The sequence below is a fragment of the uncultured Rothia sp. genome (genome assembly GCF_963544205.1).
In the GTDB taxonomy this organism is placed as follows: domain Bacteria; phylum Actinomycetota; class Actinomycetes; order Actinomycetales; family Micrococcaceae; genus Rothia.
On the sequence record NZ_CAUUDY010000005.1, the window covers coordinates 64,197 to 87,775 of the forward strand.

At 64.1% G+C, this 23,579-nt stretch carries 15 protein-coding genes; 3 read left to right on the forward strand and 12 right to left on the reverse strand.

Annotated elements, in window-relative coordinates; genetic code table 11:
• Positions 1-43 precede the first annotated feature (43 nt).
• The gene (locus tag RWZ58_RS04270; protein WP_314657742.1) at positions 44-3,349 is read right to left on the reverse strand and encodes an AAA family ATPase; all 3,306 of its coding nucleotides are present in this window, start codon (positions 3,347-3,349) and stop codon (positions 44-46) included.
• Between the two features lie 415 nt (positions 3,350-3,764).
• Here RWZ58_RS04270 and RWZ58_RS04275 point away from each other — a divergent pair, with 415 nt between their 5' ends.
• From RWZ58_RS04275 to RWZ58_RS04285, 3 genes are all read left to right on the forward strand, one after another.
• Entirely contained in the window at positions 3,765-4,820 is a 1,056-nt protein-coding gene (locus RWZ58_RS04275; protein ID WP_070831181.1) for a 3-oxoacyl-ACP synthase III, read from the forward strand.
• A 96-nt stretch (positions 4,821-4,916) separates the two neighbouring features.
• On the forward strand, positions 4,917-7,916 hold the full coding sequence (locus RWZ58_RS04280) for an alpha/beta fold hydrolase (protein WP_314657656.1): 3,000 nt from the start codon (positions 4,917-4,919) through the stop codon (positions 7,914-7,916).
• Between the two features lie 33 nt (positions 7,917-7,949).
• The gene (locus RWZ58_RS04285; RefSeq protein WP_314657743.1) at positions 7,950-9,191 is read left to right on the forward strand and encodes an NAD-dependent epimerase/dehydratase family protein; all 1,242 of its coding nucleotides are present in this window, start codon (positions 7,950-7,952) and stop codon (positions 9,189-9,191) included.
• A 188-nt stretch (positions 9,192-9,379) separates the two neighbouring features.
• On the opposite strand, the gene mutM is transcribed toward RWZ58_RS04285, so the two are convergent.
• The 11 genes from mutM to RWZ58_RS04340 all read right to left on the reverse strand — a co-directional run bounded on the left by mutM (position 9,380) and on the right by RWZ58_RS04340 (position 23,550).
• Positions 9,380-10,390, reverse strand: a complete 1,011-nt coding sequence (gene mutM / locus RWZ58_RS04290) for a bifunctional DNA-formamidopyrimidine glycosylase/DNA-(apurinic or apyrimidinic site) lyase (protein ID WP_314657658.1) — start codon at positions 10,388-10,390, stop codon at positions 9,380-9,382.
• A 41-nt stretch (positions 10,391-10,431) separates the two neighbouring features.
• Positions 10,432-11,121: a ribonuclease III gene (gene rnc, locus RWZ58_RS04295; RefSeq protein ID WP_298593089.1), complete on the reverse strand. Its 690-nt coding sequence runs from the start codon at positions 11,119-11,121 to the stop codon at positions 10,432-10,434.
• A gap of 16 nt (positions 11,122-11,137) precedes the next feature.
• Complete coding sequence (gene rpmF / locus RWZ58_RS04300) at positions 11,138-11,341, reverse strand: 50S ribosomal protein L32 (RefSeq protein ID WP_005505656.1); 204 nt, start codon at positions 11,339-11,341, stop codon at positions 11,138-11,140.
• A 30-nt stretch (positions 11,342-11,371) separates the two neighbouring features.
• Positions 11,372-11,974, reverse strand: a complete 603-nt coding sequence (locus RWZ58_RS04305; RefSeq protein ID WP_005505654.1) for a DUF177 domain-containing protein — start codon at positions 11,972-11,974, stop codon at positions 11,372-11,374.
• 203 nt (positions 11,975-12,177) lie between these two features.
• A complete protein-coding gene (gene coaD / locus RWZ58_RS04310; protein ID WP_314657660.1) occupies positions 12,178-12,654 on the reverse strand; it encodes a pantetheine-phosphate adenylyltransferase in 477 nt (158 codons plus the stop codon).
• 123 nt (positions 12,655-12,777) lie between these two features.
• Positions 12,778-13,425, reverse strand: coding sequence for a 16S rRNA (guanine(966)-N(2))-methyltransferase RsmD (gene rsmD, locus RWZ58_RS04315; protein ID WP_314657662.1), 648 nt, complete (start codon positions 13,423-13,425; stop codon positions 12,778-12,780).
• 121 nt (positions 13,426-13,546) lie between these two features.
• Positions 13,547-17,350 carry a helicase-related protein gene (locus tag RWZ58_RS04320; RefSeq protein WP_314657664.1) on the reverse strand — a complete coding sequence of 1,268 codons (3,804 nt, stop codon included), beginning with the start codon at positions 17,348-17,350 and terminating at the stop codon, positions 13,547-13,549.
• Entirely contained in the window at positions 17,347-18,630 is a 1,284-nt protein-coding gene (locus tag RWZ58_RS04325) for a Dak phosphatase (RefSeq protein WP_314657666.1), read from the reverse strand. Before RWZ58_RS04325 ends, RWZ58_RS04320 begins: the two co-directional genes overlap by 4 nt.
• A gap of 210 nt (positions 18,631-18,840) precedes the next feature.
• A complete protein-coding gene (locus tag RWZ58_RS04330; protein WP_314657668.1) occupies positions 18,841-20,220 on the reverse strand; it encodes an AIR synthase related protein in 1,380 nt (459 codons plus the stop codon).
• Positions 20,221-20,298: 78 nt separating this feature from the next.
• A complete protein-coding gene (locus tag RWZ58_RS04335; protein WP_314657670.1) occupies positions 20,299-21,795 on the reverse strand; it encodes a hypothetical protein in 1,497 nt (498 codons plus the stop codon).
• 636 nt (positions 21,796-22,431) lie between these two features.
• Positions 22,432-23,550, reverse strand: a complete 1,119-nt coding sequence (locus tag RWZ58_RS04340; protein WP_314657672.1) for a D-alanine--D-alanine ligase family protein — start codon at positions 23,548-23,550, stop codon at positions 22,432-22,434.
• Between the last annotated feature and the right edge of the window lie 29 nt (positions 23,551-23,579).

Genomic DNA, 23,579 nt, shown 5'->3' on the forward strand with positions numbered 1-23,579 from the left:
GCTGGTTGAGGGGCGCGCGGTAAGGTCAAGCAGGCGCGGCGAGCTACAGCAGCTCGCGCAGCTCCTCCATCTGCTGAGAAAGCACCGTCGACACGCCACCGCGCATCGACACCCCGTACAGGGTCTCCGCAATCTGCATCGTGCGCTTCTGATGCGTAATCACAATCAGCTGCGAACGCTCCCCCAACTCACCAATCACCTGCAGCAGGCGCGACAGGTTGCGGTCATCCAGCGCCGCCTCAACCTCATCCAGGGCGTAGAACGGCGAAGGGCGAGACATATAAATCGCAATCAACAACGCCAGCGAAGCAAGCGAACGCTCACCGCCGGACAGCAGCGACAGGCGCTTCACCTTCTTACCCGCCGGGCGCGCGTGAATCTCCACACCCGAATTCAACGGATCGGACGGGTCGTCCAGCTCCAGGTGGCCCTCGCCTCCCGGGAAGAGGGTCTCAAAGATGCGGCGGTAGTGGGTGTTAATGTCCTCCAGCGCGGCGGTGAACACCTCCGCAATATGGCTACTGACCTCGTCCATGACCGTGTTCAGGTCGCGGCGGGTCGCCTTCAAATCCTCAATCTGCTGGTTCAGGTAGGCGTGGCGTTCAGAAAGCGCCTCGTACTCCTCCAGCGCCAGCGGGTTAATGGCGCCGAGCGCCTCCAGTTCGGCGCGGGTTGCCTTGAGGCGAGCGCGGACGCTCTCGGTAGAGGCTTCGGTAGTCTCTGATGCCGTTTCGGAAGCGGTATTTTCGGGGGCGAAATTTTCGGAGGCGGCGTTTTCGGACGTCTCCTCTGCGGGCACGTCAACCGGCAGCTGCTCGGAGTACTCCTCTTCCAGCTGCTCCAGGGTCAAACCGGTCACCAGGCGGGCACGCTCAGCCAGCGCCTGCACACGCTCCTGCACGCGCGCCGCCTCCGTCTGGGTGCGCGCCAGCAGGGTCAGCGCCGCCGCGTGCGCCGCCTGTAGGTCCTGCACCTCATCATTCGTGCTGGTCAGGCCCTCCTGGGCGTTCTTCAGGGCGGTGCTCAGTTCGTGCAGCTGCTGCTCACGCTCGCTCACCTGCTCGGCAAGTACCTCACCCAGACGCTGGGCGCGGCGCTCAATGGTCGCCGCGGGAGCCTGCTCCCCCGTGCCCGCCAGGTAGGAATCCTCGCGGGTGCGCGCCGACTCGTAGTCGGTACGTGCCTGCGCCACGGATTCCTCCGCGGCGGCAAGGCGCTCGTTCAGGCGGGCACGCTCAGCCTGAATGTTCTGCGCGGATGCTTCCAGGGACTCCGCCTGGGCGCGAGCGCGGGCATGCTCAGCGCTCGCCACGCCCGCCGCCTTCGCCGCCTCACGTTCTGCCTCAACCGCCGATTCTGCCGCGGCTTGTGCCTGCTGAACGGTCTGCTCGGCTTCGTCCAGTTCGGCGCGGGTGCGGGTCACGACCTGGGATGCGGCGCGGTAGGCTGCGGCAAGCTCCAGGGGGCTGACACCCTCAGCCGGGTAGAGCAGGCTGTAGCGGGTGTGCTCGGTGCCGGCGGGGTCAAAAATACGCCAGATAGTGTTCTGCCCTGCGGTGTTGTGGTCGGTGAGCAGGCGCAGGGCAGCCTCTGCGGAGGCGGCATCCGGCGCGAACAGCACGCCCGCCAGACGCTCCCCCAGCGCCGCGGTGACGCGCGCCAGGGCGTGCTCGTCAATACCGGCGAGCGCCGCGGCGTCCTCGCTGAGCGGTTCAATGATTTCGGTTGCGGGGCGGATGCCCAGCTCGCGCAGTTCGGTGGCGCAGGATTCGGGCAGTTCTGTTGAAAATTCCTTCGCGGCAGATTCGCTGCTTTCATCACCCTTACCACCGCGCAGCTGCGACACCTCGGCGCCCTCAACCGGCACGCTCAACGCCGCGGTCGCCAGCGAGGTCAGCGCCGCAGACGCCGCTCGGGCGTACTCGGGGTCAATCTGCACGGCATCCAGCACGCGCAACAGGCTCGTGCTCTCAGCCTCGGTCGAGGGCTCCACAAGTTCGCCGGTCTCGGGGTCGAAAACCGCCTCGGCAACTTCAGCACCGGGCTCGGCGGGCGCCTCACCCAGGCTCTGGCCCAGCGCCTCACGCAGGGTCGCGGCACGCTCGGCCGCCGCCGCGTAGGCGCGGGTCGCCTCCACCGCAGCGGCGCGGGCGGTATCCAGCTGAGCCTGCGCGCGGGCACGAGACTGCGCCGCCTCACCCGAGGCACGCTCAGTCTGCGCAACCTCGCCTGCCGCCTTCTCAACGTTCTTCAGCGCCGCATCGTAGCGCTCCTCAAAGCTGGCGTAGCTTTCCACGGCGCGCTCCGCCTCTTCGCGGCGCTCCTCCAGCAGTTCCAGGGCGCGTTCATAACCGGCCCGGGCGGCGGCGGTCGCCTCGGTCAGTTCCACACGGTAGGTGCGCACGCGCTCGGCGGCGATGGACTGCACGGTGCGCACGCGCGCGGCGGACTCGCGCAGGGTCGACACAGCCTTCTGGCAGGCGGTGACCTCGGCGTTCAGGCGGTTCTGCTCCTGCTGATGTTTAGCGGATGCCGCACGTGCCGCCTCCAGTTGTTCTTTCAGGGTTTCGGCGCGGCGGGTACCCTCCGCTTCGGAGGCGAGCGCCTGCGCCTGCTCAGCCTGCAGAACGCCCAGCTGACGAGCCAGAAGCACCGCCTCCAGCTGGCGGATGCGCCCCTGCAGCTGACGTGCGGTCGCCGCGGATTCTGCCTGCTCGCTCAGCGGCTGCAGTTGCGAATCCAGCTCGGCAACCAGGTCGCTCAGGCGGGTAACGTTCGATGCCACAGACTCGAGCTTGCGGCTGGTTTTCTCCTGGCGGCGGCGGTACTTGACCACGCCTGCCGCCTGCTCGATCATGTCGCGGCGCTGCTGCGCGGTGGCGTGCAGGACCGCGTCCAGTTGACCCTGCCCGACGAGCACGTGCATCTGCTGGCCCAGGCCCGCCTCCGAGAGCAGGTCCTGAATATCGGCAAGGCGCGCCGGGGAGCCGTTAATCTCGTACTCACTGCCGCCGGAGCGGAACATGGTGCGCGAAATCTGCACCCGATCAGCGGGAATGCTGAGGGTGCCATCAGAATTATCGAAAGTCAGGGTGACCTTGGCGCGGCCCAGGGGCGCACGCTGGGCGCCCTCGCCCGAACCTGCCTCGCCGGAGCCCGCGAAGATGACGTCCTTCATGCTGCCGCCGCGCAGGCTCTTCGCGCCCTGCTCGCCCATGACCCAGGCGAGCGCATCCAGCACATTGGACTTGCCGGAGCCGTTGGGTCCGACCACCGCGTTAATGCCGGGGGTGAACTCGAAAGTGGTTGCGGAGGCGAAAGACTTGAACCCGCGCAGGGTCAGCGACATCAGGTGCACAAGGGGCCTTTCTGCAGAAGAACTGGTGTGTGCCGGGCACGTTCTGTGGTGCGTGGCGGCATCCCTCTAGTGTACGCGGTGCGGCGGGCGGGCTGTGGGAAGAGTTGTCAGAAAGGGCGAGCGCGGAGACTCTTATGCACGCGGTGAAGTTACCCTAATGATTTTGATGCACACCGTGAAGTAACCGTAAAGTCTCCAAGGGCCACATCAAGGCCTCCTCGCGCGACATATTTGCGTAGCTTACGCGCGGGGTGAACGGGGGCGTTCATATTGGGTCTATGGATACGGATTCATCCGACCGGTGCGGTAGATTGGAATGAGCATCACGAATTCTGCGGGGCCGCTATTCGCATCCCCGCGGTTTTTCTATGTATCCCACTGACTTCTATTTTCAAGGGCCACACCATTGTTGAATGCACCCGCCGATAAGGTCGGCACGAACTCTGACATTCGCCACGCTAATGCAGCTCTGCTGTCCATCACCCATGAGCTGCCTCCGGAGGTCGTCACGAGCGACTACTTTGATGAGCAGCTGGCCCAAACCTATAAGCGTCTGCGCATGCCGAAGGGCCTGCTGGAACGTCTTGCCGGTATTAGCACTCGCCGCGGTTGGGCTGAGGGTCAGACCTTCGAGGACGGCGTGGTTGCCGCAGCTGAGAAGGCTATCGAGCAGGCGGGTATTGACCGCTCCCAGATTGGCCTGCTGATTAACGCCTCGGTGACGCGCGATAACTTTGAGCCCGCCGTGTCTGTTGGTGTGCACGACCGCCTGGACCTGCCGCGTCACGCCCTGAACTTCGATATTACGAACGCCTGCCTGGGCTTCGTGAACGCGATGACCGTCGCCTCCACCATGATTGATGCGGGCGCTATCGGCTACGCCCTCATCGTCGCCGGTGAGGATCCCTCCCCGTGGCACCGTACCGCGGTGCGCATCCTGAACAACCCCGATTCGACCCGCGAGGACGTGCTGGCTCAGTTCGCGACCCTGACCCTCGGTTCGGGTGCGGCAGCGGCTGTGATTGGTCGCGCTGACCGCCACCCGGAGGGCCACCGCATCGTCGGTTCGGTATCCCGCGCGGGCACCGAGCACCGCAACCTGTGCATCGGTGGCGAGGCTGACCAGGGTATGAACACTGACGCTGAGGGTCTGCTCAAGCACGGCCTGGAGCTGGTGGCGCAGGCGTGGGAGCAGGCGCATCAGGACGGCTGGGAGTGGAACGATATGACTTCCTACGTGACCCACCAGATTTCTAATGCCCACACGAACGCCATTATTGAGGCGGTCGGTATTGAGCGCAATCGCATCCCCATGACCTTCCCGAAGTGGGGCAATGTGGCTGCGGCGGCTCTGCCGATGACTCTCGCCGAGTGCGCCCCGACCTACAAGGAGGGCGACCGTATTCTGTGCATGGGTGTGGGTTCTGGCCTGAACACCGCCCTGCTTGAGATTCAGTGGTAACCCGTTAGCCGGCAGCCCTTAACCCCCGTTAGCCGGCAGCCCTTAACCTCTGTGCGGTAGACATTCACCGATTCGATCCGGAAGGATTCCCCCAGCATGCGCCATTTGAACTTCCCTAAGACCCAGCCGCCGTATAACCCGGAGGAATGGGCGGGCGTGAACCCGCGCTATTCCCACCTTCTGGAGGTGCCCACCACCGCCCCCATTGAGCTGCGGGCGCAGCAGGCTGGCGCGCGCCGCTGGCACTATCTGGATAACCTTCCGGTGCTGGTCGAGCAGGGTTTGGAGCCGATTGGCACGATCCTGTGCGTGCACGGTAACCCGACCTGGTCGTACCTGTGGCGTACCGTGCTGGATGCGGGCGTGAACGAGCGCGCCCCGTGGCGTGTGGTTGCGGTTGATCAGATTGATATGGGTTATTCGGAGCGCACCCACCTGGATTTGGAGGGTGAGCGCCGCAGCCTGGAGGACCGCATCGCTGACCTGGGTGATTTCACGAAGGCGCTCGGTCTGGATGAGACCGATAAGCCGGTCGTGACCCTCGCCCACGACTGGGGTGGGCTGGTGTCCTTCGGTTGGGCGCTGGAGCATCGTGAGATTCTTTCGGGCGTGATGCTGACGAACACTGCGGTCTACCATGACGGCATTGAGAATATCCCTGCCGCTCTGCGCCTGGCGTTGGGCGTGCACGAGTGGGGTACCCACGATTCGACCGCGTTTATTGATGTGACCCTGGGCCTGGCTCAGAATGAGGGCCGCCTGCCCGCGCCGGGTTCTGCCGGTGCCGGCGCGCTTGATGGTGCCCTGCCGCAGCCGGTGGGCAAGCAGCCCAAGCGCCTGTACCCGAGCCCGCTGAACGAGGCGATTTACCGTACCTACCGTGCGCCGTACGCCCATTCGGCGTGGCGTGAGGGTGTGCGCAATTTTGTGGGCGATATTCCGACCGGCACCGATATCCCCTCGTACGCGCCGATGCAGCGTATTGCCGAGCAGATTCGCGGCCTGGATGTGCCCGCGTTCTTCCAGTGGGGCACGAAGGATCCGGTGTTCCAGCGCCGCTACCTGTTCGACCTGATGGAGCGCATGCCGCAGGCGAAGGTGCACCGCTACGAGAAGGCGTCACACCTGGTCATTGAGGATTACGATATTGCCACCCCGATGATTTCGTGGCTTGCGCAGACCTTCGGCACGCTGGAGGACGGTGTGCTGGTTCCGGCGCGTAATGCGGAGGCGGAGCATCGTGCCGCCCGCGCGCGCCGCCACGGTCTGGTTGCAGGCGAGAGTGCCGCTGCTGAGGGCGCTGAGGGTACCATTCCCGCAGCGTTCCGCCCCATGCTCGCCGCCCTCACCGAACGCGCCAACGACACCTCCACCGCCGTGGTGGACATGGACCCCAAGGGTGACGGCACCTCCGTGTCCGTGACCCTGACCTGGGCTGAGCTGAACCAGCAGGTCAACGCCGCCGCGACCCGCTTGCATGCCCTGGGTGTGCGTCCGGGTGACCGCGTGAACCTGATGGTGCCTCCGGGTGCCCGCCTGACCACGCTGATTTACGCCTGCATGAAGCTGGGCGCGGTCATTGTGGTGGCTGATACCGGTCTGGGTCTGCCGGGTCTGACCCGTGCGCTGAAGGGCGCTAACCCGAGTTTCCTGGTGGGTATTCCCGCCGCGCTCAGTGCCGCCCGTACCCTGCTGTGGCCGGGTGTGCGTATTTCTGTGGAGCCGCTGGGTTCGGTGCAGGAGAAGCTGTTGGGCGTTGCCGGTTCGGTGTTTACCGCGCCCGCCGCCGATGGTACTCCGGGTGCGCCGGTGCCCACCCCGACCGTGGTGGAGTTCCCCTCCCCCGTGCCGGATGCTGATGCGGCGGTGCTGTACACCTCCGGTTCGACCGGCCCGGCTAAGGGCGTGGTGTACACGCAGCGCCAGCTGGCGGGTATGCGCGATGCCATTGCGAATACGTACGGTTTTGCGCCCGGTAGCGGCCTGGTTGCCGGTTTTGCGCCGTTTGCGCTGTTGGGCCCGGCGCTGGGTGCTACCAGCGTGACCCCGACGATGGATGTGACCCGCCCGAAGACCCTGACGGCTTCTGCCCTGGCGTCCGCCGCGGCGGCTATTGATGCGTCGGTCGTGTTTGCGTCCCCCGCCGCCCTGGTGAATGTGGTGGCGACCGCCGACGAGCTGAACGCTGAGCAGCGTGCGGCTCTGGCTAAGGTTCAGACGGTTCTGAGCGCTGGCGCACCGATTCCTGTGCCCCTGTTGGAGGCGCTCTCCGCCCTGGTACCGAACGCTTCCCTGCACACCCCGTACGGCATGACCGAGGGCCTGCCGGTGACCGATGTGTCCTTCGAGATGATTCGCCAGGCGATTGCCGAGGGCACCCCGAACGCCGCCGGTGAGGTGCTCGACCCCTTCGCCCGCGACGGCGTGTGCGTTGGTTTCGCGGTGTACGGTGCGGCGGTGGCTATTGCGCCGCTGCTGCAGGACGGTTCGGTGGCGGATGAGCTGACCCATGAGCCGGGTGTGACCGGCGAGATTCTGGTGTCGGCACCGCACGTGAAGGACCGCTACGACACCCTGTGGGTCACCGAGGAGCAGTCCATTAGCACTCCGGGCTGGCATCATACCGGTGACGTCGGACACCTGGACGCTTCGGGTCGTCTCTGGGTTGAGGGTCGCCTCGCGCACGTGCTGCTGACTTCGCAGGGCGTGCTGACCCCGGTTGCGGCTGAGCAGTCCGCCGAGTCGCTGCCCGAGGTGCGCCGCGCCGCCCTGGTCGCGGTGGGCCCTGCCGGTACCGCCGCCCCGGTGCTGGTCATCGAGGCTTCCGCGAACACCGCCGCCTTGGAGGCGCGCCAGTCCGCATCCGCGTTCAAGCGCGCCCTGCTCGATCGCGTGCCCGGCCGCTTCCCCGTTGCCGAGGGTGTGGCTCCCTTCGAACTGTCCCAGCTGGTGCGTCAGAAGGTTGCCGAGGATACCGGCGTGGAGCTTGCCGCGGTGCTGGTGGTGCACGAGCATCCGACCGATATTCGCCACAATTCGAAGATTGACCGCCCCACCCTGGGTGAGTGGGCGTCGAAGGTCCTTGCGGGGGCATAAGCGCCTGCCCGGCCTCTAAATCTAAGGAGTATGATGTCCACTCATTCTTCGCGTGAGTCCTCTTCCCACGAGCCCGCATCCCGTCTGCCTGCGTCCCGTCTGTCGACCTCGCATGCGGTGAGCTCGCCGACGGCTCGGTTCCGCAAGCCTGCGCAGCCGCTGGCGGCACGCTACACCGACCCCGCCCCGCGTTCGTTGCGCCCGATTGAGGAGCCCGATTTCGCGCCGCGTATTGGCGAGCGCATCCTCTTTACCGGTGCGAGCGGCCTGCTGGGGCGTGAGAGCGTGCTGGCGTTGCTGCGTGCAGGCTATGATGTGCGCGTTTTTCAGCGTGGCGATTCGGGTATTGCGGCTCTGTTGCCCGATTCGATTCGCCCGCGTTTTGAGCAGGTGCGCGGCGATATTACGAACGCGCAGGCTGTTGATTTGGCGATGACCGGCGTGAACGGCGTGGTGCATGCTGCGGCAAAGGTTTCGGTCAGCGGCGAGTGGGCTGATTATGAGCGCATCAACATTGAGGGCACCCGCACCCTGCTGCAGGCGGCGCTGAATCATTCGGTGGGTTCGTTCCTGTACATCTCCTCGCCGTCGGTGGCTCATGCCGGCGCGGCAATTGTGGGTGACGGCGCCGGCGTGGCGTCCCCGGAGCATGCGCGCGGTAACTATGCGCGTTCGAAGGCCGCCGCTGAGCTCCTTGCCCTGGAGGCGAACGGCACTCCCCTGCCCGGCGGTGGGGTTTTGCGTGTGGGTGCGCTACGCCCGCACCTGATGTGGGGTCCGGGCGATACCCAGCTGGTCGAGCGCATTCTGGAGCGTTCCGCCGCGGGTCGTCTGCCGCTGCTCTCTGGCGGTACGGGCCTGATTGATACGCTCTACATTGATAACGCCGCCGACGCCGTGGTGCGCGGATATCAGCGCCTTGACGCTTTTGCGGGTCAGGCGCTGGTGGTCACGAACGGTCAGCCGCGCACTATCGCTGAGCTGCTCGGTGGTTTCTGCGAGGCGGTCGGCGTTCCCGCCCCGCGTTTCTCGGTTCCGGCGAAGGTTGCGGCCCTAGCGGGTAAGGTCATTGAGCGTGTGTGGGAACGTCTGCCGAAGAACGTGACCGCCGGCGATGAGCCGCCCATGACTGAGTTCCTTGCCGAGCAGCTGTCGACGGCGCACTGGTTTGATCAGCGCCGCACCCGCGAGCTACTACAGTGGGAGCCCTCCGTGTCGATTGAGGAAGGCTACGAGCGCCTGGGCTTGTTCTACGGGGACAGGTACAAGCGATAGGTACAGCCGCTAGCTACTTCTCTTCGGGTTGGCCCCCCAGCCCGTTCTCAACCCAGGTTTAAACGAATGACGGCGTAGCTACATCCCCCGTGTGGGAGGAACGTAGCTACGCCGTCATTTGCGTATCTAGCGTGATGCTTTACGGAGCTTTTATCTAGCCCGCGCTTTTACCTAGCCTGTGCCTATACCTATCGAGAGCGCGGCGCTCGCTGGCAGTGCGGGCAACGATAGGAGGAGCGGTTCTGGAACGGCTCGCGCACCATCAGGGAGGTGCGGCCCGCCTCCGCGCAACGGTGGCAGGGCTCCCCCGCCCGCCCGTAGGCATTCAGCGAGCGCTCAAAGTAGCCCGATTCGCCCAGCACGTTCACGTACAGGGCGTCGAAGCTCGTGCCGCCAGCCGCTAGGGACTCGCGGAGCACGTCCGTCACTGCCGCCAGCAGGTCGCGGGTTTGCGCGGCGCTCAGGGTGCGTGCGGGCTTCGCGTAGTGCAGCCGCGCACGCCATAGTGCCTCGTCAGCGTAGATATTGCCCACGCCGGAGATTACCGACTGATCCAGCAGCACCTTCTTAATGCCGCTGGAGGTGCGCAGAAACTTGCGGCGCACCGCCGCGGGGTCGAAGAACTCATCCAGCGGGTCGCGGGCAATGTGCTTGACCGCCTCGGGTACCAGAAAGCGCTCCGGTACTTCACCCGGTGTTACTTCATTCCTTGCAACCGCCGCGGGTACGTCCGGTACCAGCGGGCTGAGGAACATGCCGCCGAAGATGCGCTGGTCCACGAAGAGGAGCTTCTGCCCGGTGCTGGAGGCTCTCGAAGGGCCCAGTTCCAGCGCCACGCGCAGGTGCCGCGGCTCCGCATCAAACGCCGCGCGGGCCTCCGAATCATTACACGAATCGCTCTCCGAAGCTTCACGCGGCTCATCGCGCACGAGCAGCTGACCGCTCATGCCCAGGTGAACCACGAGCGCCTCATCGGCAAGCGTGCCGTCCGTCTCGCTCAGGGTCAGCCACAGGTATTTGCCGCGACGGTAGGCACCGCGCAGCGCCCTGCCAGTGAGCGCCGCCTCGAAGTCGACGGGGCCGGGCAGGTGCCTGCGCAGCGAACGGGCATCGACCACGCGCACCGACCGCACGGGGCGGCTCAACGAATGGTCGGCAATACCCGCACGAACGGTTTCTACCTCGGGCAGTTCGGGCATGGGTTCTCTCCCTTCAACGGCCCGCGGGTAATGCGGCGGGCCTACACCAGAACGCGGTACGCCTGCTCGGCGGCAAGACGCTCCGCCTCCTTCTTGCTCGGACCCACACCGGTACCGGTCTGCTGGTTCGCCACAATAGCAACCGCAGTGTACACGCGCGCGTGATCGGGGCCCTCACCGGTAACCTCGTAGCGCACGTCTCCCCAACCGCGGGCGGTAGCGAGATTCAGCAGCTCGGTCTTCCAGTCGCGTCCAGAGTTCAGGACCTTCTCATCATCGAGCAGCGGCGCAATCAGGCGCAGCACCAGGTCACGGGCAGCTTCGCGACCGCACTCCAGGTAGGTCAGGCCGAAGATCGCCTCCATGGTGTCGGCAAGAATCGAGTCCTTATCGGCACCGCCGGTGTGGATTTCGCCCTTACCGAGCAGGATGTACCTGCCCAGGTCCAGGTCGCGCGCCACCTTCGCCAACGCCACCGTCGACACCACCACGTGGTGCAGCTTTACGAGCTCACCCTCGGGCAGCTCGGGGTAGCGTCGGTACACTTCTTCAGCAATCGCCAGGGACAGCACCGAATCGCCCAGGAACTCCAGGCGCTCGTTATGCTCCACCCCGGGGTTCTCGAAGGCGTAGGAGCGGTGGGTTAGGGATAGCAAAAACGTCTCGGCGTCGATATCGACCCCGAGACGTTTACGCAACTCCCTAGTATCAACACTAGGAAATTCAGTCATAAGGATTCACCGCTTCTTAGGCGTCTGCAACCTTACGGCCCTTGTACTCCAGGAACAGGGCGTTGCCTGCAGCGTCGGTTACAACCTTTGCCTGGTGGGGCAGGCTGTAGGTCACGCGACCGTTCTCAACGGTCTTAACCAGCTGGGGCACGGATGCCTTCCACTGGGAACGGCGTGCGCGGGTGTTAGCGCGGGACATCTTGCGCTTGGGAACAGCCACAGCTATCTCACAATCTCTAGTAACAACAATTTAGTTTTCGGTATCTGCGCCGAGCAGGCCCTGCAGGGCCGACCAGCGCGGATCCAACACCTCGTGATGATGCCCGGGGTCATCCTCCAGGCGCGCACCGCAATCGGCGCACAGACCCTGGCAGGTGTCCCTACAAACAGGCTGGAACGGCAGTTGAAGGATTACTGCGTCCCGCAGTGCCGGTTCAAGGTCGATCGAATCATCCTCAACGGCGTACTGCTCATCTACTTCATCTTCGGGGCCGCCAGCCGGGGCCTTCTCAAAGACGAAAAGCTCTTGAATATTGGCCGACATCTCGTAATCAATCGGATCCAAGCAGAGGCTACACTCGCCGTGTACATCCACAACGACGGAGCCGGTAACTAGGATACCATCAACAACAGACTCCATACGAATATCGAGGTCAATATCCGAACCCTCTTCCACGCCGATGAGCGTGTTACCCAGGTCTGCCGGTGCGGGCAGAACCTCAGTGAGAGTTTCCATGGTGCCGGGGCGGTGAATCAGGTTAGTGACCGATACCACCAGCGGCGATGCGTCTGCACGTGAAATGGCGTTTCTCCTTACGAAATGTATAAACCAAAGTCCCATTTTAGGGGTCATTCGCGCCGTTAATCAAGATTAAGCACCGTTTAAATCTCTTTAAGTGGCGCTCACCTCTTAAATATCCCCTTAAGGAGGCGCCGCGCGGCGCTTAACCGGCCGGCCGGGGTTACTACAGGGGCAGTTAAGCGCCCGGTCGGTGGTGCGGGCATGTCAGGTGGGTGCGCCCGCCGGTTTTGCCGGGTTCCCTAGTGGGCTCTCTACTAGGCGTTTTTCAGGGCGCGGGCGACCGCCTCCGGAACGAAGGGAGTCACGTCACCACCCAGCGAAGCCACCTCGCGAATAATGGTCGAGGACACCGCACCGTAGCGGTCCTCACCCGCCAGGAACACGGTCTCAACCTGCGCCAGGTGACGGTTCATGCTCGCCATGGGAGCCTCATAGCTGTAGTCCGTCGCCGAACGGAGGCCCTTGACCAGCACCTTCGCGCCACGCTCCGCCGCGTACTCGGCAAGCAGCACGCCCGGCGGAATCGGCTCCACGCTCACGCCCTTAATGCCGAGCTCCTGCAGAGACTCACGCACCAGCTGCACGCGCTCCTCCAGGGAGAAGCGGTACTTCTTGGCGCTATTGTGCGCCACGCCCACAATCACCTCGTCGAAGAGCTGAGCGGCGCGGGCAATGATTTCCAGGTGGCCGTGGTGCACGGGGTCAAAAGATCCGGGGCAGAGGGCAATCATGGCGGTCCCTTCACGAATAAATATCAGAGGTTGGAATGAGTAGATGCGGGCGGGTTAGAGGGGGTTGAGCTCGCGGGTGATGCGCAAGCGCAGGGTTGCGCGAGCGCAAGCTTAGGGGGAAAGTTAGGCGGCGAGCTCTTCAGCATCCTCGCCGGGTTCAGGGTTCGCGCTGGGCTCGTCGCCTGCCTGTTCCTCCGCCTCGTCAGGCTCCACGTAGTAGAGCACCGTCTCACCGTGCTGGCGGGTCGAAAAACAGTACAGGCCCTCGCCCCACACCGGCTCCGCATCGCGCGAAGAACGTTCCACCACGACCACGGCGCCCTCGGCAAGCTTGGGGGTCAGCGCCTCCAGCAGCTCGCTGACCTGTTCGTTCGGCATGGCGTAGGGCGGGTCAACAAACACCAGGTCCCACGGGCCGGAGGCGGACTTCACGTAGGTCAGCGCCTGCGACTGCTGCACGCGCGCGGCAGAACCGGTAGCGTTGCGGCCCATCGCCTTCTCCACCGCGGCAACGTTCTTGCGAATCACCGCAACAGCCTTCGGGTAGGTGTCCAGCAGAGTCACGGAGGCGGCACCGCGTGAGAGCGCTTCGCAGCCCAGCGCACCCGAGCCGCCAAAGGCGTCCAGCACGCGGGCGCCGCGAATAATGTCGTAGCTCTCCAGCTTGGAGAAGAGGGATTCCTTCACCCGGTCGGTGGTGGGGCGAGTATTATCCCCCGGAACCGAGGCAAGGCGAACGCCTCCGGCGGCACCGGAAATAATACGGCTCATAGGTCTCTCCTCTTAGCTAGTGCGGTGTGTTGAAGCCACAGTTTAGCGGCGGTTTTAGCGAGCGGTGGGGCAGGCAAGGCAGATTGGCGGGCGGGGGCGGGCGTTCTCCCCTATCGGACGCCTATCCCCTGCCGAGGAACGCCTCACGGTCAGCATCCAGGGCACGGTCAATCGTACGCGCCAGCGACGGATGCTTAGCCAGCGTCGGGTCCTTCTCCACCACCGAACGGGCATCCTCGCGGGCACGTTCAATAATGTCGGCATCGGCGAGCGCCCGCAAGAACCGCAGGGTACTCTTCGAACCCGATTGTGCAGCACCCAGAATATCACCCTCGCGGCGCTGCGCCAGGTCGATGCGGGAGAGCTCAAAGCCGTCCGTGGTGGAGGCGACCGCATCCAGGCGCTCGCGGGACACGCCGCCCTCCTCCTGGCGGGTGACGAGCAGGCAGGTGCCCGCGTAGCCGCCGCGACCCACACGACCGCGCAGCTGATGCAGGCCCGAGATGCCGAAGCGGTCGGCGTCCATGATGATCATGAGCGTGGCGTTCGGGACGTTCACGCCCACCTCAATGACGGTGGTGCTGATGAGCAGGTCAATTTCACCGCGCTCAAAAGCGGTCATGACAGCGGTCTTCTCCGCCGGGTCCATGCGGCCGTGCAAGGTGCCGATACGCACGCCGACGAGGGCGTCCTCTGCGCTCAGGTAGGAATACATGGAGGCGACCGAGGTCAGCTGAACCTTGCCGTCGCTGCTGGCGCTACCGCCCTGACCGAAATAGCCCTGGGCTGAGTTACCCGCGCCTGCACCGTTCAGGCTGGATGCGCCAAAGAACGCCGCGCCCTCCTCCATGCCGTCGCCGTCCTCCCCAATTTTGGGTACGACAACATACATTTGGTGGCCCGCGTCGATTTCTTCGCGGGCACGCCTCCACAGGCGGGACGCCCAGGCGGGCTTCTCAGCGAGGGGCACAACGTGGGTCGAGATTTTCTGTCGACCCGCGGGCAGGGTGTCAAGCACAGACACGTCCAGGTCGCCAAACACGGTCATGGCGACGGTACGCGGAATGGGCGTTGCGGTCATGACCAGGCGGTGCGGCAGGGCGCCGTCGGTACCGCGCAGGCCGTCGCGTTGCTCCACGCCGAAGCGGTGCTGCTCGTCCACGACGACCAGGCCCAGGTCGTGGAAGCGCACATCGTCAGAGAGCAGGGCGTGCGTGCCAATCACGATCTGGGCGGTGCCGTCGGCGAGCTCCTGCAGTACCTTACGCTTAGCGCGGGTACCCATGGAGGCGGTCAGCAGGCGCACGCGCACACGACCGGATTCCTCCCCGCTCCCCGCGGGAGTTCCATCGGCAGAACCGTCAGAGTCCTCGGGCGCCGCCATATCACCCAGGATGTCCAGCACCGAACGCAGATGCTGCTCGGCAAGAACCTCGGTCGGGGCGAGCATCGCGGACTGACCACCCGCATCGGCAACCTGCAGCATCGCGCGCAGAGCCACCACGGTCTTACCGGAACCCACATCACCCTGCAGCAGGCGGTTCATGGGCGACTCACTCGACAGGTCGGCGGCAATCTCAGCACCCACCTTCTTCTGCCCCTCGGTCAGCTCGTAGGGCAGAACCTTCAGCAGCTGATCGGCGAGGCCGCCCTCCACGGCGGGGCGCGGCTGAGTCAGATGCGCGGCACGCACCGAGTGCAGGCGGGCAAGCGCGCTCTGCAGCACGAACGCCTCGCGGTAACGCATCTGCGCCTGCGCGGCACGCCAGGTGTCCTCCGAGTCGGGGGTGTGCAGGGCGCGGTACGTCCACTCCAGCGACGGCACCTTGCGGGCGCGACGAATCGTGTACGGCACCGGGTCTTCGAGCTCTTTGAGCGGCACCTTTTCGAGTAGCTGCGCCATGTAGCCGCTAATGCGGTCGGTGGGCAACTTCACGGGGGCACGGTAGACGGGCACGGGTGCAGTGGCGGCGTCGGTGACATCCGCGCCGGAGGCATCCTTCGAGAGCAGGGCGTAGTGCGGGTTAGTGAGGGTGTATTCGCCGCGGTAGATGCCGACCCTGCCGGAGAACATCATGGTTTCACCCTCGTGGATTTCGCGGGCGGCGGTCCAGGCGTTGAAGAAGGAGAGCTTCATCTGCGAGCCGATGAGCGCACCCGAGTTCGTCGCACCGGGGCCGGGTGCGGGCACGCCAAAGAGGCCTCCCTGCGCGAAACTATCCTGGCCAAACGAATCCTGGCCGTAGCTGTCTGCGTAGCCGCTGTAGGAGGCGGGTTGCGCCCCCCTGCCCTGTGCTGCGGGAGTCTGGGCAGCAGGGTTCTGGGTGGCGGCGTTCGGGCGAGTGTTAGCGAGCGCGTTGATGCGCGGGTTGTGCATCCCGGTCGCCTGCCAGCTCTGCGCGGGCGTAGCAGAGGAGCCGGGGCGGTTAGCGCGCCCGGGAACCACGGATACGGGACCGCCAGCCCCGAAGCCAGAAGCACCGTAACCAGTAGCACCAAAACCTGCGGGCGCGTCCTGCCCGGTGGCGTCAGAGAGTCGGTCGGTGATGGTCACTTCCGTGATTTTGCCGCGGCGCGCCGCCATGGTTCGGGTACTCACGTGCACCACGCGGGCAATGATGGTGACGTCCTGACCTTCGACGAGTTCGGCGAAGGAGCTGAGCTCACCGCGCGGCAGGTATTTGCGCGGGAAGTATTCGAGCATCTCCCCGACGGTGTGCAGATCCAGATGCGTGGCGATTGCCTTGGCGCTGGGCGCGGGCAGGTACTTTTTGAGCGGCGCGTTTTCGATGCGGTCTTCGGAGGCGTAGCGCGCCAGGGCGCGGCTCTTAGCCTCCGCAGCGGCTGATGCGGAGGCTGCATCGGGCTTCTCAGCCGCAGCTTTCTTAGTAGCTGTCTTCTTCGCGGAAGCTTTCTTCGCAGGGCTTTTCGGCGCAGCGGTCTTCGGCTTTGCCGGAGTTTTCTGCGCTGGGTTTTTCTGCGCAGTGGTCTTGGAATCAGCTACCTTCTTCGCCGGGGCTTTGGAAGTGTCCGATTCTTTGGCGGGCTCAGCCGGCACCTTCTTGGTGGTCTTCTTAGCGGTAGCAGATTGAGCGGCGGCTGCTTTCTTAACGGGAGCGGTCTTCTTCGCTGTTACCTTTTGGGTCGCGGGCTTTTCAGCTTCTACCTCGGGCACGCTCTTCTGTGCATCAGGCATCTTCTGCGCAGGCTTCTGCTCACCCTCTTCGCTCGCCTTCGTTGCCTCTTGCGGGCGCGCCGAAGTAGCCCGCACGGGAGTCTCATTCTCCTGCGGGCTCGGTTCGTTCTGAACTAGTTCTTTCTGGGCAGGTGCCTTCTGAACCGTCTTCATCTGGGTAGGGTTCTTCCGCGCGGGCGCTTTCTGAGCGGGCGCTCTGCGGGTTGACTTCCTCTGGGCGGGATCCTCAGTCTGAGGCGCTCCCGGCTGCGCCGCCTGCCGCGCCGCCAAAGCAATATCGACCAGCTCGTAGAGAGCGTCATCGGTCATGGTGTGCGCGGCGGGACCCAGCGAATGCTTGAGGGCCTTGAGTGCCTTACGGTAGGGGGCGCTGGCGCGCTGTGCCGCGCGTTCGCTCAACTCGGCGCGGCTCACCTCGCCTCGGGCGTAGGCGGCAAGATCACGCACGGTCAGCTCGGCGGTGGTGCGGAGCTGCTCATCGCTCAGTAGCGGCGCATCCTTTTTCCACTGCCGAGCTCGGGTCGCAGAATCAGCACGGGTCGCAGAGGCGGCACGGGCAGGCTCCACAACCGTTGAATCTACGGACTCAGAATCTACGGGCTCACTCTGCGCTGCCTCAGCTTTCGCGGGCTTAGTATTTGTCGGCTTAGTTTTGGCGGGAGCAGGCTCAGGAAGCCCCAAGTCCAGGGCTTCCTGCTGCGGGTTCACGGAACGTCGGGCGGGGCTCATGCGCCGCCCTCCGCACCGCACGCGTGGTCGGCGTGACGACCGTCTGCCAGGGAGGAAATACGCTCATCCGACCACTGACCGTAGCCCATAATCAGCTTGCGGGCGGGGTCGACTTCGGGAACGTGCACGTGCAGCGCCCAGAGTCCAGCCGCCATGTCCAGGGGCGTAATGAGCAGGCTGTCGCCCATAGCTTCAAGTTCGGGGCGCAGCTGCGCCAGGGCGAGGGGCTCGCAGGTCAGGGTGCCCATGAGCTCCCAGCCGCTTTCCCCCTCACTTTCTGCGTGCTCGGCAGGTTCAGAACCTGCCGCAGAAGCCGCCCGCGCGACAGAACCAGCTGCAGAGGGCGCACGGAGCATGGACTCCACCTGCGCCTCGCTGAGGGTTGCGCCCTCCCAGCGCGGGTTGGAGTGCACCACGGCAAGGTAGAAGCCGAGCGCGCCGGCATCAACGAAACCGGCAAGCTCGGGCGAGGGCGGGAAGTCCGCGGTACGTTCCAGTGCGGCAAGCATCAGCGCACGTCGACGCTCTTTCAGTGCCTCATCGGCAACTTCTGCGTCCTGCGATGCATCGTAATGAGCGTCCAGGCGGGCGAGCTCCACCATGACCGACAGCATCGTGGAGGGCACCATCTGCTCCCCCACACTGGCGCAAATACGCTCAGCCGCAAACGCCATCGCGCGCGCCTCCGCGTAGGCGTACTCCAGCTTCACTTCACGATGCTTCGGCAGGGAGCCGCCAGCAATCACAGCTTCGTAGTCTGCCTCCAGGGCGCGCACGAGCGGCAACTCGACAGCCGCCTCACCAAGCTCCTGGGAGAGATTGCCGGGCAGGAACCAGTAGCTACGCACCGCCTCCAGCGCCCAGGCGCAAAGCAAGGTACCGGAGTTGCCGCGCGCCACGCGGGATGCGCGCATAATCGCGTGCTCGTAAATATCACCGAGCTGAACCCACAGGTGGGCGAGGGATTCTTCCTCGGGGCTTTCCGCCGGCTCTGCTTCCGGCGCGTACGATTTTTCCCCGTTGGATAGATCTCCGTTGGGCAGAACCTGTTCCATGCCCCGCTCAAACTCTTCGGTCAGGGTCAGCAGGGTGTGGGCGATATTGGAGCCGGTGTCCTTATCGGGCACGGGGAACCCATTGAGCTCATTGAGCGCCTCGCGGTAGCGTTCGATGGTGGTGCGGGCGGCGGTGGACCACGCTACACCGAAGCGGTAGGCGCGCACGCAGGCGCGGCGGTAAATCTCGCGTTCTTCGGTGCGCTGGTTCTGTTCTGCGTTCACGCTACCCTCCTTGCTTCAGTTTCACGTGGTTCTCGGCTAGTTCTCGGCGCTCTGCACTGCCCGCAGCACGGGCTGAATCTAACCTGTTTCGTACTTCTATTCTAGGCAATTTCGGTTAAATGTACGGTATTGTCCGTCGTCTATCCCGCGGGCTGAAAGCACGGACTAAACATATAAACCGCACGCACCTCGCGGCACTCGGTGAAGCTCCTACGCGGAAGCCCCGTAGTGTTCCCAGCCCATGCCGTCCAGGGATCGGCCGTCCATGACGACCGCCGCGCCGGTCACCGCATTGTGGCGGCGCTCGGCACCGTAGAGTTCGGCACTCAGGCCGCGCTCCGGGGCGTCCGCAACGCAGGTTCCCAGGGGCACAAACTCTTCCGGCACATCGCCGGGGAAGGTCGCCAGCAGGCCGTGATCTTCTCCGCCAACCAGCACAAAGGTACGCGCCAGGGATGCGGGGCTCTCCCCCGCCTCATTGCGTTCACCAATCACCAGCAGCAGGCGCGCCAACGGCAGCAGAGGCTCGGCGAACGCATCCACGGCGGCGCGGTCGAGGCGCATCTGCACCCCGGAGGCGGCGGCAACTCGCCCGGCGTCTTTCACGAGCCCGTCGGAGAGATCCAACATGGAGCTTGCCTTATGCTGGCGTGCCACTTCACCGGCGGGGATGGGGCTGACCGGGTGGTGCTGCGAGTCGACGGCGCGCTCGCAAACGGCAAGCATCTGCGCGGCATCCTCCGGGCTGATGGTGCGGGCAAGCTCGATGAGCCCCTCGGGAAGAGCAACAGCCGACCCTTCGCTCTGCTCCTGCCCCTGCTTTTCGGTATGCTTTTCAGCCTGCTTCTCAGCCCACGCCTGACCCACCGCATCCAGAGCTACTTCTACATCCTGGCCTGCGGCAATGGCACGCAACAGTGCCGTGGCGGGTAGAGAGAGCGGGTTGAGCAGCAGGCGCAGACCGGCATCAGACCAGGCGGTACGACCCGCCAGGGCGATGGTGTCGCCGGGGCGGGCGCCGGAGCGCAGCACGGCGCGATCAGTGTAGCCGAGGGCGGTGACGGTCACCGACATTTCGGTGGAGTCGCCAATATCGCCGCCGCCAATCACGCATTCGGTGGCTCCGCAGGCGTTGATTCCGTCCACAATGCCGTGGGCGAAGCCGTTAACCCAGCCGTAAGGGGTGCTACCGGGCAGGCTCAGGGAGATGAAAAGGCTTGCCGGGCGCGCACCCATGGCGGCAACGTCGGCAAGGTTCTGGGTCGCGGCTTTGCGCCCCACATCGTAGCCGCTGCTGCGCGCGGGTTCCAGAATAAACTCGCCGCCCTCAGTCACCTGGGCGATACCGCCGGGCCAGAGGTTCATAAAGTCCTGGTCTTCAACGAGAGTGTCGGTGGTGACCACGGTACGCTGGCCGGGCGCGGGCGCGGCGAGGACGGCACAGTCGTCACCGGGACCCACGTCGAGGGGTTCGATATGCCCCGCCTGGCGTGCCACTGCGGCAACCTGCTCGTTGTGGGCGTTAATAATCGGCATAAAAGCGCGCAGAACGCGGGACTCGCCCAGCTTCGAGAGAGGAGTCTCTCGCATGGGGTTGTCCCGCGTTTCGCTAAAAGTCTGAGGATTCACATCCTCTATTATCGCGTATTCTTACACGTTATGTTCGCCTTAGGCTCCGCGGCTGAAGTAGCGGATTGCCAGAGCAATCAGCACCAGACCAATCAACGAGAAGAGAATCAGCGGTGCAATACCGGAAAGTCCGGAATCGTCCGCGTCCGCGTTCTTCACGGCCTGCTCCTGGGAGACGTTAGCTCCGTCAGCCTTTGCCACGCTCTTTGCGGAGCGGCTGGCGCTAGCCGAGGTGGAGGAGCTGGGCGACTTCGAAGCCGATGCGGAGCTCGAGGAGCTCGAGGGGCTTACACCGGTGGTATGGTCCTCGTCGCCCTTAGTGCGCGAGAGGTATCCAGCGACCCAGTCTGCCGCACCCGGAATGGAGTCCTGCGAGCCGTTATTGGCTGCGATTCGTCCAAGGGTGGTGCCGCCGGAACGCAACGGATCATCATCGTCGTCATCGTCGGTCTTGTCCTTCGAGGAGCTACTGCTCGGCGAAGAGCTCGATGATGAAGAGCTGGAGGAACCACTCGGGCGGGGAAGCTCAATGGAGATGATGACATCTTCTTCCGAGGCTTCCTGACGGTTTCCGGGAACGGTCACCGGGTTGTTCGCCGGAGGAATCGGAGCAACAGGCTCAGTCTCAATCGGGGCAACCGACTTGGAGCCCGAACTGTCGTTGTTATCCTCTGACGGAACCACAGGATTTACCGGAACCACGGGGATGACTACATCCTTGGTCGGCTCGGTAGTCGGCTCAGTGGACGGTTCCTGTTTAGCTTCCTTGGAGGGTTCCTGAGTCGGATCCTGAACCGGGGCCGGAACGACCGGATCCTGAGTAGGCTCCGGGGTCGGTTCGGGAGTTACATCCTTGGTCGGCTCAGGAGTCGGGTCCTGAGTGGGTTCCGGGGTAGGATCCTGGGTCGGCTCAGGAGTGGGCTCCGGATTCGGTTCCGGAGTGGGGTCCTGGGTCGGCTCAGGGGTCGGCTCGGGAGTCGGATCCTGAGTGGGTTCCGGAGTCGGTTCGGGGGTTACATCCTTAGTCGGCTCAGGGGTCGGGTCCTTAGTAGGCTCAGGAGTCGGATCCTGAGTGGGCTCAGGGGTCGCATCCTTGGTGGGTTCCGCAGTGGGCTCCACAGTAGGAGCAACAGTAGGTTCTGCCGTCGGCTGGACCGTAGGCTCCGCAGTCGGAGCTACAGTCGGCTCAACCGTCGGAGTTGCGGTAGGGGCAACACTCGGCTCGGCACTGGGAGCTACGGTCGGCGTAGCGGTAGGTTCAGCGGTAGCCGTCGGGTTTGCAGTCGCACTAGCAGAAGCGGTGGGCTGCGCAGTAGCATCCGGGCTGGGCGTAGCATCCTGAGTAGGTGAAGCGCTCACGGAAGGCTCAGCACTAGCGGTGGGCTGAGCGCTCGAAGAAGCGCTAGGCTGAGCGGTGGGCTCGGCCTGCGCATTGTCAGTCTTATTGTCCCCCTGGGCGGTGGGCCATGCGCTCACGGTTGCGAGCGTGGGTACTGCCGTCTGAGAGGAAGATGCCGCGGTTGCGGTGGGGTCCAAGGTTTGGCCTGCGGTGCCGACAGGATTGGGAGGAACCTGAGAAGCCGCCTCCTGCACATCTTGGGCAAATGAGGCTACATATGGGGTTCCGGAAGCAACCAGTGCTGTCGCCAGACTCGCAGAGACCACCTTACGGTTTCGTTTTCCCAAAGGTTGTCCTTGACTTTCTGATACGTTGTGAGTGAATAGATACCCAATCGCTAGGGCAGATTGGATATTCCTTCATCTATTCTACCGAATCGACTTTTTCTTCATTACTCATTTTAGCGCTTTCATACCATTCTTTGAGCTTCAAGATGTGCAACGACCATCGACCGCATCTTTTCATTGCCTAGAAGCATCATTTCATACACTTATGCGCAGAATTACGTTTTACCTTATCGAGGTCGTTTTAGAACTTGCACTCCACCATTTAAGTAGCCTCAAGGTGGATGCAAGTGATTTTTCTCATGGGTGAAAATCGAGCGATTCTCATATACATCTGAGGGTCAATGCGTACCAATTGCTCCCCCGCATGCAGACATAAACTTGCTCATTGCGCAAAAAGCGCCCCGGCGCGAATCCCTCAAAAATTCGCGCCGGGGCACCTCGCGGCAGGGAGCTACTCCCCTACCACTACGTATTCAATGACTGAGCTTAGCGCAGACCCAGGGGGCGTTCCATCGCCAGGGTCAGCAGCTCGCTAATCAGGTCGGTGTAGGAAATGCCGGTATTCTCCCACATGGTCTTGTACATCGAAATCGGGGTGAAGCCGGGCATGGTGTTCACCTCGTTGATGACCAGGCGGCCGTCCTCGGTATAGAAGAAGTCCGCACGAGACAGACCCTCACCGTCCAGCGCCAGGAACGCCTTCACAGCCAGCTCACGCAGGCGGTCCTGCACATCCTGCGGCAGGTTCGCCGGGCACACGGTCACAGCGGAAGACTCAGAAACGTACTTCGCCTCAAAGTCGTAGAAGCCGTGATCCTCATCCACAACCTCAATTTCGCCGGGGTAGGATGCGCGGGGCATCTCGCCGTGGTGGCCATCGAGCACAGCGCACTCGATTTCGCGGCCCACAATACCCGCCTCAATAATGATCTTCGGGTCGTGGCGGCGTGCCTCCTCAATCGCGGGCACAAGCTCCTCCACCGAATCCACCTTGGTAATGCCGAAGGAAGAACCCGCGCGGGTCGGCTTCACGAACAGGGGGAAGCCCAACTTCAGCACGCGGTCAAGAATCTGCTCACGATCCTCGTGCTCCCACTGGCGGTTGGTGACAACCTCGTAGGGGCCGACCTCCAGGCCAGCGGACTCGAAGGCAACCTTCATGAAGTGCTTATCCATGCCCACAGCGGATGCGGTCACGCCGCAACCCACGTAGTGCAGGTCAGCCATTTCCAGCAGACCCTGCACGGTGCCGTCCTCACCGAAGGGGCCGTGCAGCAGCGGGAAGACGACGTCCACCGGCGCGGTGCGGGTCACGTTACCCTCAGCATCCACCAGGGTCAGGCGGGAATCGCCGGCACCCATCGGCAGGAATACCTGCTGGGTGCCCGCGGGGAACTCTGCGGTACCGCGAGTGCCAGCGGTCAGCTCGGCGAGCTGCTGCTCATCGGTCAGGTACCAGCGGCCGTCACGGGTAATACCGATAGTGATGACGTCGTAGGCGGTGCGGTCAATAGCGCCCAGAACGCCGGCAGCGGTAATGAGCGAAATCGGGTGCTCGGAGGAGCGGCCACCGCACAGCAGGGCGACGGTCTTCTTCTCGGTCATATATTTCTCCTAGTCAAGGTTCCCCTACC

What these genes read in the sequence shown, in the direction of transcription:
- coaD (WP_314657660.1), bottom strand. Translation starts at nt 12,654, where the DNA reads ATGATTGCCCTCTGCCCCGGATCTTTTGACCCCGTGCACCACGGCCAC.
- RWZ58_RS04270 (WP_314657742.1), bottom strand. Translation starts at nt 3,349, where the DNA reads ATGTCGCTGACCCTGCGCGGGTTCAAGTCTTTCGCCTCCGCAACCACT.
- RWZ58_RS04305 (WP_005505654.1), bottom strand. Translation starts at nt 11,974, where the DNA reads ATGACCCCTAAAATGGGACTTTGGTTTATACATTTCGTAAGGAGAAAC.
- RWZ58_RS04320 (WP_314657664.1), bottom strand. Translation starts at nt 17,350, where the DNA reads ATGAGCCCCGCCCGACGTTCCGTGAACCCGCAGCAGGAAGCCCTGGAC.
- RWZ58_RS04285 (WP_314657743.1), top strand. Translation starts at nt 7,950, where the DNA reads ATGTCCACTCATTCTTCGCGTGAGTCCTCTTCCCACGAGCCCGCATCC.
- mutM (WP_314657658.1), bottom strand. Translation starts at nt 10,390, where the DNA reads ATGCCCGAACTGCCCGAGGTAGAAACCGTTCGTGCGGGTATTGCCGAC.
- RWZ58_RS04280 (WP_314657656.1), top strand. Translation starts at nt 4,917, where the DNA reads ATGCGCCATTTGAACTTCCCTAAGACCCAGCCGCCGTATAACCCGGAG.
- rnc (WP_298593089.1), bottom strand. Translation starts at nt 11,121, where the DNA reads ATGACTGAATTTCCTAGTGTTGATACTAGGGAGTTGCGTAAACGTCTC.
- RWZ58_RS04330 (WP_314657668.1), bottom strand. Translation starts at nt 20,220, where the DNA reads ATGCGAGAGACTCCTCTCTCGAAGCTGGGCGAGTCCCGCGTTCTGCGC.
- rsmD (WP_314657662.1), bottom strand. Translation starts at nt 13,425, where the DNA reads ATGAGCCGTATTATTTCCGGTGCCGCCGGAGGCGTTCGCCTTGCCTCG.
- RWZ58_RS04340 (WP_314657672.1), bottom strand. Translation starts at nt 23,550, where the DNA reads ATGACCGAGAAGAAGACCGTCGCCCTGCTGTGCGGTGGCCGCTCCTCC.